Here is a 14,175-nt window from a genome sequence, read left to right on the forward strand (position 1 = left end):
GTCGAGTCGTTAGAGATATGATGATAAACCATATTGGAGCTAAAAATGTCAGAACAGAGCTATAAAAAGGACTTACAAGGTAAAGAATTATCTCCAGAAACCTTAATGATGAGTTATGGCTATGACCCTAAGCTTTCAGAAGGGTCAATTAAGCCACCTGTTTTTCTGACATCCACATTTGTATTTAAAACCGCTCAGGAAGGGAAAGATTTTTTTAACTTAGTTAGTGGGCGCACACAAACGAGCGAAAACCATAAACAAGGATTGGTGTATTCACGTTTTAACCACCCAAATAGTGAGATTGTCGAAGACAGACTCGCCCTGTATGAGGGGGCAGAAAGCGCAGCGCTATTTTCTTCTGGTATGTCGGCAATTACAACGTGCTTAATGGCAGTATTGCAACCGGGTGATGTGTTACTCCATTCTCAGCCACTTTATGGTGGAACTGAAACCTTATTTTTAAACACGTTAGCCCGTTTTGGAATAACTTCGGTTCCTTTTCAAAATGGTTATGAGCAAGAATCTATTTTAGACGTTGCTAAACGTATCGAAAAAGGTAAAAAAGTCGCGGCTATCTATATTGAAACGCCGTCTAATCCATTGAATACACTTGTTGATATTGAATTAATTAGCCAAGTGGCAAAGCAGATATCGACGAACCAAAATGGACAAATTCCATTAGTCATTTGCGATAATACGTTGCTAGGGCCTGTATTTCAAAAGCCGTTGTCATTAGGCGCAGATTTAAGTGTGTACTCACTAACTAAATATGTGGGAGGGCATTCAGACCTAGTTGCGGGTGCTGTGGTTGGAAGTCAGGAGTTAGTCAAGAAAGTGAAGGCGCAACGTAATGCCATCGGTACACAGCTTGACCCCCATTCTAGCTGGATGTTAGGGCGGTCATTAGAAACATTACAGTTACGTATGGAAAGGGCAAATGAGAGTGCAAAAATATTGGCTGAATATCTCCATCAGCACCCTAAAGTCAGCAAAGTGCATTTTCCTGCTTTTTTTCCGGAAGGGAGTGTGGAACATCAAGTTTATCAAAAACAATGCACTGGTGCAGGCTCAACCTTCTCTATCAATGTGGGGAGTAATGAAGCGGATGCATTTCGTTTTCTAGACAACTTAGCTATCTTTAAATTAGCAGTTAGCTTAGGAGGGACTGAGTCGCTCGCCAGCCATCCGGCGTCCACAACCCATTCAGGTGTTGCTCAAAAGGTCCGGGAACATATTGGTATTAGTGATAATTTAGTGCGCTTATCAATTGGTATTGAAAATGTGAATGACCTTAAATATGCATTGGAACTAGCATTAGAGGCGATTTAATCATCAGGGTGGGCTTTCCCACCCTGAATAATCACAAAATTGCGTTAACTGATGCGGTATTGTGCGGGAAGTTCGCTAAAACCAAGTCCATTGCCTTTTTTCACTGCAATTTGTACGGGGATGCGCTCTTTCATTGCTTCCACATGGCTAATTACGCCAATAGTTTTGCCGGATGCATTCAAACTTTCTAATGCATCTAGGGCAATATCTAACGTTTCTGCATCTAAAGTCCCAAAACCTTCGTCTAAAAAGAGCGATTCCAATTGTGTACGGTGACTCACCATATCGGATAGCGCTAGGGCCAATGCTAAACTCACTAAAAAGCTTTCCCCGCCAGAAAGCGTTTTAATGTCTCTAATGCTATCTGCTTGCCAGCCATCAATAACTTGTAACTCAAGGTTTGCTTGGTGGCTACGCTGTAATAAATAACGGCCATGAAGTTTTTCAAGTTGTTGATTGGCTAAAGAAACTAAACAATCCAAAGTTAGGCCTTGTGCATAACGTCGGAATTTATCCCCTTCAGCGGAGCCGATAAGTAAACTGAGATAGCTCCAATCGTCATAACTTAATTGGCTTTTCTCTATTTCTTGCAGTAAATCTTGTTGCTGATGGCGCAGTTGCTTATCTGCACTGAGTTGGTTAATTATCTGGCCTTGCTTTTGGTTTATTTGCTTAATTTCTTCATCAAGTTGAGTGACTACTGTTTGTAATTGCGTTTCAGTAAGCGCCGAAAAATCAGCAATACGCTGTTGATTCAGTGCTTCAATCGCCTGTAGCCCCTCTTTATAACGTGTTTCACACTGAATACGAGCTTGGTTTATGCGCTGTTTTAGCTCTTCTAATTGTTGCTTTTCTTCGTGGCTTATTAACGCATCAAGAAAGGCTTGTTGATGGCTAAATGGGCTATCTGTAAGTGATTGAGTGAACAGGGTATTGGCTTGTTTTTGTGCCAGTTTTGTTTTTTCACTGGCGTCAATGAGCTCTTGATAGCTTCCATTCATTGAGGCGATGGCTTTATCAATCTCATTGAGTTGTTTACTTAATTGTTCCTGAGTTTGGAAAAGGATGGTTTGTTTATCATTCAATTGCTGAATGAATTGGCTGATAGCTAAACCAGAAAGCAGTGTTTTCCGTTGCGCTATTTTTTGCTCTAAACCTAACTCAATTTGTTTAAGTCGATTTTCTTCTTGTTCAATTTGTTGAGTGAGAATACGGAGTTGTGCTGACTCAACTTTTAATGTGGCATTATTGACTTCAATTTGTTGGCTAAGTGTTTGCGCCGCCATTTTTTGGTTATTAAAGCGCTCACTTCGCTGAGTAACTTCGCGAAACCATTCATCAAACTTATCTTTATCTGGCGCGCTTAAGTTAAATGGATCTAGGGTGGATTGCCATTGCTCTATTTGTATCTGTTTACGCTGTTGGAGCTGATTATGTTCTTTTTGGAGCTCATCAAGTTGTTGCGTTTGGTTTTTTAAACGCTCTTCGACTAATAACAGTTCTGATTGCAGCTGTGTAAAGCTAGCTTGTTGTTCATGTAAATGATGTTTGGCTTGCTGATATTCACGTTCTAGAGCCGCCATATCCGCCACTATTCTCTGTTGCGTAGCTAATTGATCCGTTAATTGATTAACTAAGAGGGTGACGGCTTGCTCATTTTGGGCTAACTCAGGAGTGAGTGCTTGCTCACATGCCTTTTGCCACTGTTGGTTAAAAGCATCGAATTGTTCATTGGTTTGCTGTTGTTGCTGTAAGTTTTCGTTCTGACGTTGTTTTTGTGTGTGAAGTTGTGATTCTAACTGAGCTTGTTGCTGTTTTAATTGGTCGAGTTTATCTGTTAGTTCAATGAGTTGTTGCTGCGTTTCATTGAGATGGATTGATTGATAATCGTTAACTGCAGGGTGCTCTGTTGCACCACATAATGGGCAGGGGTTACCTGCTATGAGTTGCTGGCGCTCATGCTCTAGGCTGACAATTTTTTGTTCTAATTGTAATTTATCATTGGTTAGTTTGACGCGTGGGGCTAACTCATTAATACGTGTCAGGGCAATGCTCAACTCTTTTTGCGTTGCAGTGATACTTTGTGCTAATTCAACATCTTTTTGAATTTCTTTCTGTTTTTGTGTTTGAGTATTAAGGCATTGAGATAATATTAGGGGTAATAACTTGGCATGCTGTAATCGAGCTTGTAGCTGTTCAATGTGTTGGTTGATGGTGTTAACATCATGTTTTTCTTGATTTTGTTTGTAGGTTTCTTCTTGTTTTTTGAATGCGACGGTGCTGCGCTCTAACTCGAGACGTTTTTGGGATAATTTTTCAGTTTGCAGCTGTTGTTGTCGCTGTAACTGTGCGACGCCATTTGAAAGTATTTGTTGTTTATTGTGCAAATTCGCCAGTTTGTCGGCTAATTCGAAAATAAAATAACCTTGTTGTTGCCAACTACCTATTTGGGAACTCAGTTCAGCGTCTTTTGGGTGCGCTTCTAGGAATTGGTTGTGTTTCTTTAACTCAATGTGAGCATTTTGGATCTGATTCTGTGTCTCATTAACTAAGTGTTGTTTTTGCTGAAGAGTTTTGTACTGTTGCTCAATTTGCTGCGTAATTTCAGACTGCTGCTGTTTCAATTGTGCAATTTGGTTATCCAGAGGCCTGACAGTTTCATCAATCAATTGATGTTGTTGTTTGGCGAAATCAAGGTGTTGTTGATACTCGGATTGTGATTTCAACAACTTCTCTTGCAGTGGGGCACGTTCAGCTTGCTGAGTTTGCAAGCTAAGTTGCAAACGTTGTTGTTTATTCGTGTATTCAGTGAGTTGTAGTTGCAGGCGTTCAACTTCCTGCCACAACGGACGAAGAGATTCTGCCGGAGCGCTGTCCGCCAACCGTTTCAACTGAGGCTGAGCAGCTTGGAACTCAAGCTCGTTTTTTTTAAGCTCATCATCAAGTGATTGCATGCGCTGGGTGAGTTGGTGATATTGTTGCCACCAATTAACCCCTTGTTGGTGGCGAGCACGCTGTTGCTTGGTTTGAGTCTCTTGTTCAAGTAAATGGTTTTGTTGTGCCAATAACTCTTGATGTTCTGCTTCAGTGAGTAAATTAATGCTTTGCGCTTTCGCTTTTAGCAAATCTAAGTCAATTTTAGCTTGCTTGTGTTGATTAAAAACATAAATTGAAATTTGGCTATAAATTTCAGTGCCTGTAATTTCTTCAAGTAAATCAGCGCGTTCTTTCTCTGAAGCATTTAAAAACGCAGCAAAATCACCTTGAGAGAGTAAAATTGATTTAGTAAAACGCTCATAATCAAGCCCAGTTATTTGTGCTACTAATTCCTTTATCTCTGTGATTTTTACGGTCAATATTTTACCATCAGTAACCGTTGCAAGTTCCGCCTTAGGCTGTTGTAAATTGCCGTCAGGTTTTCCTCCTGCTCGTCTTTGGCTCCAAAAGGCACGATAAGCTTTGCCTTTGACCTCAAACTCCACCTCCGCAAGGCATTCCCCAGTGTGGCGAGTCATCAGTTCATTTTGTGCGTTAGAAATGGTTTTTAAACGCGGTGTTCGGTGATAAAGCGCGAGGCAAATTGCATCCAATAAAGTGGTTTTTCCTGCACCTGTGGCACCTGTAATGGCAAATAGCCCATTGCTAGCAAATGGCTCTTCAGTGAAATCAATTTTCCATTCACCTCTAAGGGAGTTAATATTTTTTAAACGTAAACTTAAAATCTTCATATTAACTTTCCTTGCTCATTTGTAATGCGTCATAAGATTGTTGAAATAACTGCACTAGGCGCTGTTCACGCTCAGGATCTTCTAATGACTCTTGGGCAAGGCGACGTAAAAAAACGTCTTCTACGGTGAGTTCACTCAATGTTTCATTGGCCAAGGTTTGGTTTTGTCCCTGTATTTGCTTGCGTGCACGGCGTAGTATCACGATTTCGACAGGGAGGTCTTGTGTCAACGCTTCAATACGTTGTTGGATATCAGCGAGGTAATCTTGTGAAGCGACTTCAATATCAAGCCAAACCGGTTTATCACCTTGGTAATCTTTCCATATCTCTAATTGCTGTTCTATTTGGCTTAAGGATCCTTTAATGCTTTGTAATGGCTGAATAATGGGGATTTTCAAGGGGGTAATTTGAGTTAATTCACTTCCAGTGAATTCAATAAGGCAGACACTTTTTTGTTGCGCTGTTTCGTCAAAACTTAATGCAATAGGTGAACCGCAGTAGCGAATATTTTCTTGTCCTCCAATCACTTGGGGGCGATGAATATGGCCAAGGGCAATATAGTCAGCAGGGGGAAAGGCCCCAGAAGGAAACGCATCTAACGTACCAATATAAATGTCTCTCACAGAGTCAGTTAAGGCTGCGCCGACAACGGTTAAATGGCCAGTTGCAATAATTGGGATATCCAACCCTAAAGCGGCTCGTTGTTCTAGTGCGAGTTGGTAGCTGGCTTGGTAATGATCATGAATAGCGCTTTGTAGTGAGCGTTGTTTCTCTTCAATATCTTGCCCTGCGATACTCAGTTGAATATCCCGAGGACGTAAAAAAGGAATGGCACAAACTAAGCCGATAGGTTGTGTTTGTTTATTCACTAAGGTAATAACATGCGGCTCACTTCCAGACGTAATGACTTGTGTATTCAAGTAACGAAGTAGAGCACTTGACTCATTGAGTACAGAAACAGAGTCGTGATTACCGCTTAAAATAACCAGTTGGCAACCTGTTTTTTGTAAGTCGACAATAAATTTGTTGTACAGCTCACGTGCATAGCTCGGTGGTGAACCTGTATCAAATATATCACCTGCAACGATGACGGCATCAACATGGTGTAGTTCTACTTGCTCAACTAGCCAATTTAAGAAATGTTGGTGCTCAGGCGCACGGCTTTTGGTAAAAAAATACTGACCAAGGTGCCAGTCTGAGGTATGAATAATGCGCATGAGTTATCAATTCCTATCATCAATAATGAGCATGAACGTTCGATAATGAGAGTATACCTGATCCATATAATGGGTGAGGGGTGTTTGTGACTTTATTACCATGTTGCGGAAATATTTCACTTAAATGACATTTAACCGTTAAAATAAAGATTAATATGCGTTTTACCCATTGATATTCATAATTCTGTCATAAAAGTGACGCATAATGCTTTCACATTTTAAATGTCTTCTTAATTTTACAGGAACAATCATGGCAAGACGCATTCTAGTTGTTGAAGATGAAGCGCCCATCCGAGAAATGGTTTGTTTTGTATTAGAACAGAATGGTTTTCAGCCTATTGAAGCTGATGATTATGACAGTGCGATTGCACAACTCGTTGACCCGCTACCCGACCTCGTCCTACTGGATTGGATGATCCCAGGGGGCTCCGGTATCCAAGTAATTAAACATATGAAGCGTGATAGCGCAACACGTGACGTTCCTGTCATGATGTTAACTGCACGAGGAGAAGAAGAAGACCGCGTAAAAGGTTTGGAAGTTGGCGCGGATGACTATCTTATCAAGCCATTTTCACCGAAGGAATTAATTGCTCGGGTAAAGGCAATTTTACGTCGTATTTCACCAATGGCGACGGAAGATATTATTGAAATGAATGGGTTAACATTAGACCCTACCTCTCATCGTGTGACCAGCAATGACATCCCTATTGATATGGGGCCAACTGAATATAAATTACTACATTTTTTCATGACTCACCCTGAACGCGTATATAGTAGAGAACAGCTACTAAATTATGTCTGGGGAGCCAATGTGTATGTTGAGGATAGAACCGTTGACGTGCATATTCGGCGGTTAAGAAAGGCACTAGAGACGGAAGGTCATGATAAAATGGTACAAACTGTACGTGGTACAGGTTATCGTTTTTCTATCCGTTATTAAAACCCACAAAGGGAGAGGCATGCGTGCTTGAACGTTTATCGATTAAGCAGCTGATTTGGGGGCTGTTTTTATTTATCTTACCCGCCCTTATTTTATCGGTTTTTATTGGCCACCTAGCGTGGCTATTAGTGATATCGCTACTTGCTGCACTGATATGGCATGGGTATAACCTGCTCAAGCTTTCTTACTGGTTATGGCTAGATAAAAGTATGTTGCCCCCTGAAGGGCGAGGTGGGTGGGAACCCATTTTTTATGGTATCTACCAGATGCAGCAACGTAATCGAAAACGCCGCCGTGAATTAGGCCAGTTAATTAAACGGTTTCGTAGTGGTGCAGAATCACTACCTGATGCAGTGGTAATGATGACAACCGAAGGGAATATCTTCTGGTGTAATCGCCATGCGCAGGCTTTGCTTGGCTTTCGTTGGCCTGAAGATAATGGTCAACATATTTTTAATTTACTACGTTATCCTGATTTTAGCCGTTACTTCACCATCAAACGTTATGACCAAGCGCTGACTATCGAGCTCAATAGTGGTGAAATCGTTGAGTTTCGTATCTTGCCATATACCGAAGGGCAGTTATTGATGGTTGCGCGAGATGTGACAGAAAAACGTCGTTTGGAAAAGGCGCGTAGGGACTTTTTTGCGAATGTGAGCCATGAATTACGGACTCCCCTCACTGTCATTCAAGGTTACCTAGAGGTTATGGATGACCAAGAAAACGTGACTGCGGTCAATAAAAAAGCACTGCATGTTATGCAAGAGCAAACGCACCGCATGGATAACTTAGTTAAGCAGCTTTTGCAGCTATCACGCATCGAAATTGCCCCTCAAATTAACCTTGATGAGCAAGTGAATATCCCTGTCATTCTCAAAATGATTGAGCAAGAAGCGCTTAGTTTAAGCCAAGGGCGTCATCAATTTGAATTTCATGTTGATGAAAAATTGCGTGTTCATGGTAATGAAGAGCAATTACGTAGTGCAGTGGCGAACTTAGTCTATAACGCGATCAGCCATACGCCTGAAGGCACCAAAATTTGGGTTGATTGGCAGAGAAGCGGGCAAGGGGCGCGTTTTAGTGTGAGAGATAACGGGCAAGGGATACCCGCAGAGCATATCCCTCGTTTAACCGAACGTTTTTATCGAGTAGATAAAGCACGTTCCCGCCAAGGCGGTGGAGGTACTGGCCTTGGGTTAGCTATTGTTAAACATGCATTACAACATCATAGTAGTCAGTTGGTGGTGACGAGCCAGTTAGGTAAAGGGAGTGAGTTTTCATTTACGTTACCAACAGTACTAATTGTTGATGATAAAAAACTTAAAAATGGGTAAATAATTCCACTTTATTAATATAATCAAAATATTAATAAAGTGGATTATTTCTATTCACCAATCCATATGCATATTCAATTCAATATTCATATATTTAATGCTTATAATTGCTGTCACATTAATTATATATTCTGTTAAATAATCAATTCTAATCACTAGAAAAAGATGAGTTGTTCATTTTTCGAACAAAGCATATAACGAGTATTGGGATTTTGCTGAAAGTAATCACTAGTTCTGAAAATTAGTTTAGTTATTTATTCTTGTTTTTAGGTTTGCTATTGCCTTTTTGCCCTATAAAAGTTCTACTTGTTGTCAGTTATTGGCGAATTTTTCTGTTTTTTGACTTTTCATTTCGTGTGATACAGGCAAATATACTTTTTTATATTGTTAACAGTATGTTTATCAGAATTCTATCTCGCTATATATATTTCAAAGGGTTGCTAAGTGTAAACCCATAATTTTCTATTTTGTCACTTAAAAATAACATAATATGGCTCATCGTTTATCATCAAGAGATATCATCGCATTAGGCTTTATGACTTTTGCGTTATTCGTCGGGGCAGGAAACATTATCTTTCCCCCTATGGTTGGTTTGCAGGCAGGGGAACAAGTTTGGACTGCGGCACTAGGGTTTTTGGTTACTGGTGTGGGTTTACCTGTTTTGACGGTTATTGCGCTGGCTAAAGTGGGTGGGGGTATTGAAGCGCTCAGTACGCCTGTCGGCAAAACTGCAGGGCTACTATTGGCGGTTGTTGCTTATTTGTCGGTAGGGCCTCTATTCGCAACGCCAAGAACGGCAACTGTATCTTATAAAGTCGGTATCGCACCATTATTCGGTGGTGAGTCCGATATGCTATTACTGATCTACAGCGTGGTTTACTTCGTTCTAGTTATTGGTATTTCATTATACCCAGGAAAACTGCTCGATAGCGTTGGGCACATTTTAGCGCCTGTAAAAATGCTAGCTTTGGCTATTTTGGGTATTGCGGCTGTCATGTGGCCTGCGGGTGATCCGATTCCGTCAACAATAGAATATCGTGAGATGGCTTTCTCGAACGGCTTTATCAATGGTTATCTGACAATGGATACCCTCGGTGCGATGGTATTTGGTATCGTTATTGTTAATGCGGCGCGTTCAAGGGGTATCGAAAACTCTTCATTATTAACTCGTTATACTATGTGGGCAGGGTTAATTGCAGGGGTATTATTGACGCTGGTCTATTTGTCATTGTTTAAGCTTGGTGAGAATAGTGGTTCGTTAATTCCAAACCCTGCTGATGGCGCTGACATTTTACATACCTACGTCCAATATACTTTTGGTAATTACGGTAGCTTCTTCCTCGCGGTATTAATATTTGTTGCTTGTATGGTAACTGCCGTCGGCTTAACTTGTGCTTGTGCAGAGTTCTTCAGCCGGTATGTACCGATTTCTTACCGTAAACTGGTATTGATCCTAGGTGTGTTCTCCATGGTGATCTCAAACTTAGGTTTGAGTAAGTTAATCGCCTTCTCATTACCCGTGCTAGTTTCAATTTATCCACCTTGTATTGTCTTAATTTTATTAAGCTTTACTTTGAAGTGGTGGAAAAACCCAACAATAGTGATTGCGCCGACAATGTTAGTCAGCTTTGTGGTCGGTCTAATTGGCGCCGTAAAAGCGTCAGATCATCTGAAAGGTTATATTCCTGAATGGATGACAGCAATGCCACTGTATAAGCAAGATTTAGTCTGGGTATTACCAACTGTTGTTGTGATGGTCGTGGCAATTTTATGCGATAAGTTTGTGGCACCCGCTGCGCAGCATAAACAAGTATAGTAATTTCAATTATTGAATCGAAGGGCCGCTAATGTTAGCGGCCTTTTTTTGTGTAACCAGAGCGGTTACATAACTCGTTTTGAATGGGGCTAATGATATTTTTTTGTTGAAGTTAGTACGGAGTACTAGTAGATTGGATGGGAAATGCGCAAGGAGGTGCAAATGAATTATTTAGAGTTTGTTGAAACTAGAATTTTTAGTCAGCAACGTAAACTAATTATGGAAGATAATGAATTTCAATTATTTCAGGCCTTCTTATTAGAAAACTATGAGTATGGTGACGTAATAAGCCGCTCTGGAGGATGTAGAAAAATACGTTGGAGAGCCTTAAATAAAGGAAAACGTGGTGGTGTTAGGGTTATCTATTATAACAGAACCATGAGCGGTAGGTTGTATTTGCTTACGATTTATACTAAGAACGCAAAGGAAGATTTGAATGAACAAGAAAAAGCGATTTTACGAGCAATCATTCAAAAGCTTGCTTAATGGTTAAATATACTCGTAATCTTTCAAGTTGCAGCGGTGTTGATTACGCTCAGATAGCCGAGTCACATAGTTTATCTATGCTTTCCGTCTATCTTCCTTTATCACCTAACTGCCGCTCGAATTATTTAAAATATAGAATTGAATGAGTTATGTAATAAGGATAATGGTATGGGAAAAAAGCTTTTTGACGATTTAGTGAGTAGCTTAGAAGAGATGGTTGCTATCGAGAAAGGTGAATTAGTTCCTGCTAGTGAAAATATTCATCGCTTCGAACTACCAGATGTTAAAGCTATTCGTAAACACTCTGGTATGAAACAACAAGAGTTTGCAGAAGCGATAGGTTCTAGTGTTGATTTGGTCCGTAGCTGGGAACAACAACGTCGGTTTCCATCAGGAATAGCCCTCAAATTGTTGTATCTTTTAGAAAAGAAACCAAGCCTGATTAATGAGTTGAGGGCCATTCATATTTAATCCAACCCCATCAGTGAAGGGGTTGGATCCTTCGACAGCGATTAATCAACCCCAACTGCACTACCTGCTGGACGGCGTACATCGTTAGAGCCATAAATGAAGCCTTCACGAACTTTCCCCGAAACAGCGGAATCATTACCTGAAGATTTGGCACTAACACCAGCGCCTTCAGGGATCGCGACCATAATCAGCTCGGCGGCACCCCATGGTGTTTGTTCAACCATCTGGTAACCCATTTTATCGAGGAGCGCTAAGGTGTCTTTAGAAACGCCTCTTTGCTCATAATAAACCTCATCAGGGAGCCACTGGTGGTGAATACGCGGTGCATTAACGGCTTCTTGTGGCGGCATACCATGGTCGATAATATTTAAAGCGGTTTGCAGCGTAATTGAAATAATCCGTGAGCCTCCCGGTGAACCGAGAACTAAAAATACCTTGCCATTTTTCGTCACGATAGTCGGGCTCATGGATGATAATGGGCGTTTACCCGGTGCAATAGCGTTGCGTTCCCCTTGTACTAAGCCATATAAATTCTTCTCGCCGACTTTCGTGGTGAAATCATCCATTTCATCGTTTAAGAAGAACCCTGTCCCCGGAGGGATAACAACAGAACCGAATCGGCCATTAATCGTATAAGTCGTTGAAACCGCATTTCCTTTTTCATCTACTACAGAGTAATGTGTTGTCTCTGGTTTTTCGTGTGGCCCTATTCCCGGTTGAACTTGGGTTGATGGCGTTGCTTGGTTGGGTTTGATTTCTTTGCGTAACTCTTCTGCATAAGCTTTACTGAGTAATTTTTCGGTTGGATTATCGACAAATTCAGGGTCACCAAGGAAGGTGTTTCTATCCATGTAGGCATGGCGCATTGCTTCTGTAAGAGTATGAATATAGTCCGCAGAGTTAAAGCCCATTTCCTTGAGGTCATACCCTTCTAAGATATTAAGCGTTTGGCAGATAGTTACCCCGCCTGAACTAGGTGGTGGAGCAGAGATAAATTGATACCCTCTATAGGTACAACTGACAGGCGCTGTATCTGTAATTGTAAAATCCGCAAAATCTTTTGCTGTTAAGATACCACCATTTTTTTTCGATGCTTCTTCAACAATTTTGGGGATTTCACCTTCATAAAAAGCGGATGGGCCATTCTGGGCAATTTTTTCTAAGGTATTGGCTAAATCTGTTTGGACTAGTAAGTCTCCCGGTTGGAAGGCACTACCATCAGGCTTTAAGAAGATACGAGCCACTTCAGGGTCTTGTTTAAAACGTTCTGTCGTGGTGTCGAGAACATCGGTATCTGCACGGGTTAGAGTAAAGCCTTCTCTGGCTAATTTTATGGCAGGAGCCATCACCTGTTGGCGGCTCATTGTCCCGTATTTTTCTAAAGCATAGTCTAGGCCTTTAACGGTACCGGGTACACCTGACGCAAGATAGCCATAGAGGCTGGCATCTTTAATCAATTTACCGTCTTTATCTAAATACATATCTGCGCTAGCGGCAGCAGGGGCAGTTTCTCGAAAGTTAATGAATAAGTCTTTCCCATCGGCTAGGTGGATAGTCATAAAGCCGCCACCGCCAATATTACCGCAGCAAGGGTTAACCACGGCTTGTGCATACCCTACCGCAACAGCTGCATCAATGGCATTACCGCCTGATTTTAGAATATCAGCCCCAATTTGTGATGCTAAATGTTGGGAAGAAACGACCATGCCTTTTTTCGCTTCAACCGCAGGTTCGGAGGCGGCATATAGTTGACTGGAAACAAGTAAGGAAAGAAGTAGAACCGCAGGGCGTAATGATGTTTTTATCATTCGTATCTCCCAGTTAAGGTTAGGTGAGGTGTTTTATCGCACAAATATTCAATATGAATAATTTGTTAATTATTTGTGCTTTTAATGTATAGCACACAATAATACAAAACATTGAGTATTTGAGTTAAGAATTGTTAACTGAGTGGAATAATTGCTAGCAGGAAGAGAAAAGATAGACTTGGTTCACAAAAAGTAAAAAGCGGGCCTAATGCCCGCTTTTCTAAAACTCGCGTAACGAATTACAGTTTTGCAGAGTTTTTAGTCAGGTAGTCAGCAACGCCTTTTGGAGATGCATTCATACCTTCTTGGCCTTTTTCCCACTGAGCTGGGCAAACATCACCGTGCTCTTCGTGGAATTGCAGCGCGTCAACCATACGCAGCATTTCGTCAATGTTACGGCCTAATGGCAGGTCATTAACGACTTGGTGACGGACAACGCCGTTTTTGTCAACGAGGAAAGAACCACGCAGTGCAACGCCTGCATCTGGGTGTTCGATACCGTAAGCTTTGATGATTTCGCGTTTGATATCAGCAACCATTGGGTATTTAACTTCACCAATACCGCCGTTATCTACTGGTGTTTTACGCCATGCGTTATGAACAAACTCAGAGTCAAAAGAAACACCAACAACTTCTACGCCACGTTTTTTGAATTCTTCGTAGCGGTGGTCGAATGCGATCAGCTCTGAAGGACAAACAAAAGTAAAGTCCATTGGCCAGAAAAAGATCACAGCTGGACGGCCGTTTAGGTGGGTTTTCAGGTTGAAGTTATCAACGATTTCACCATTACCTAAAACAGCTGCAGCAGTAAAGTCAGGGGCTTGACGTGTTACCAGAACCATAATTTACTCCTATGAGTTTGAATTAAAGTTTTTTGTCCTGTCTATTTAATCACTGATAAATAGTGTGGACATAGACTGCCAAAAGAATAGAAAAATATCTTTTGATAATAAAGACATTTAAACCGATTATTGTGATAGGTTTTGGCTATCAATCATACTGGTTTATTAAATTAATATCAATAAGATAGTTTTATTCCATTAAAGT

The 14,175-nt window shown here is 41.1% G+C and carries 10 protein-coding genes; 6 read left to right on the forward strand and 4 right to left on the reverse strand.

Annotated elements, in window-relative coordinates; genetic code table 11:
• Positions 1–45 precede the first annotated feature (45 nt).
• Positions 46–1,329, forward strand: coding sequence for a cystathionine gamma-synthase family protein (locus PZ638_RS03370; RefSeq protein ID WP_094961946.1), 1,284 nt, complete (start codon positions 46–48; stop codon positions 1,327–1,329).
• Between the two features lie 44 nt (positions 1,330–1,373).
• Here PZ638_RS03370 and PZ638_RS03375 read toward each other — a convergent pair whose 3' ends face one another.
• Both PZ638_RS03375 and sbcD read right to left on the reverse strand, forming a co-directional pair.
• A complete protein-coding gene (locus tag PZ638_RS03375) occupies positions 1,374–5,057 on the reverse strand; it encodes an AAA family ATPase (protein WP_180312366.1) in 3,684 nt (1,227 codons plus the stop codon).
• Between the two features lies 1 nt (position 5,058).
• On the reverse strand, positions 5,059–6,273 hold the full coding sequence (gene sbcD, locus PZ638_RS03380; protein WP_094961948.1) for an exonuclease subunit SbcD: 1,215 nt from the start codon (positions 6,271–6,273) through the stop codon (positions 5,059–5,061).
• Between the two features lie 250 nt (positions 6,274–6,523).
• On the opposite strand from sbcD, the gene phoB reads away from it, so the two are divergent.
• The 5 genes from phoB (at position 6,524) to nadS (ending at position 11,320) form a co-directional block, all read left to right on the forward strand.
• Positions 6,524–7,213, forward strand: a complete 690-nt coding sequence (gene phoB / locus PZ638_RS03385) for a phosphate regulon transcriptional regulator PhoB (protein ID WP_036958559.1) — start codon at positions 6,524–6,526, stop codon at positions 7,211–7,213.
• Between the two features lie 23 nt (positions 7,214–7,236).
• Positions 7,237–8,547, forward strand: coding sequence for a phosphate regulon sensor histidine kinase PhoR (phoR, locus tag PZ638_RS03390; RefSeq protein ID WP_004905567.1), 1,311 nt, complete (start codon positions 7,237–7,239; stop codon positions 8,545–8,547).
• A 490-nt stretch (positions 8,548–9,037) separates the two neighbouring features.
• Positions 9,038–10,363, forward strand: a complete 1,326-nt coding sequence (gene brnQ / locus PZ638_RS03395; RefSeq protein ID WP_004905565.1) for a branched-chain amino acid transport system II carrier protein — start codon at positions 9,038–9,040, stop codon at positions 10,361–10,363.
• A gap of 162 nt (positions 10,364–10,525) precedes the next feature.
• On the forward strand, positions 10,526–10,849 hold the full coding sequence (locus tag PZ638_RS03400; RefSeq protein WP_164454990.1) for a type II toxin-antitoxin system RelE/ParE family toxin: 324 nt from the start codon (positions 10,526–10,528) through the stop codon (positions 10,847–10,849).
• Positions 10,850–11,017: 168 nt separating this feature from the next.
• On the forward strand, positions 11,018–11,320 hold the full coding sequence (gene nadS / locus PZ638_RS03405) for a NadS family protein (RefSeq protein ID WP_004905562.1): 303 nt from the start codon (positions 11,018–11,020) through the stop codon (positions 11,318–11,320).
• A 41-nt stretch (positions 11,321–11,361) separates the two neighbouring features.
• Here nadS and ggt read toward each other — a convergent pair whose 3' ends face one another.
• Together ggt and PZ638_RS03415 are read right to left on the reverse strand one after the other, a co-directional pair.
• A complete protein-coding gene (ggt, locus tag PZ638_RS03410; protein WP_004905560.1) occupies positions 11,362–13,128 on the reverse strand; it encodes a gamma-glutamyltransferase in 1,767 nt (588 codons plus the stop codon).
• A gap of 239 nt (positions 13,129–13,367) precedes the next feature.
• Positions 13,368–13,970: a peroxiredoxin C gene (locus PZ638_RS03415; protein WP_004905550.1), complete on the reverse strand. Its 603-nt coding sequence runs from the start codon at positions 13,968–13,970 to the stop codon at positions 13,368–13,370.
• Positions 13,971–14,175 lie beyond the last annotated feature (205 nt).

Source organism: Providencia hangzhouensis (genome assembly GCF_029193595.2).
GTDB lineage: Bacteria > Pseudomonadota > Gammaproteobacteria > Enterobacterales > Enterobacteriaceae > Providencia > Providencia hangzhouensis.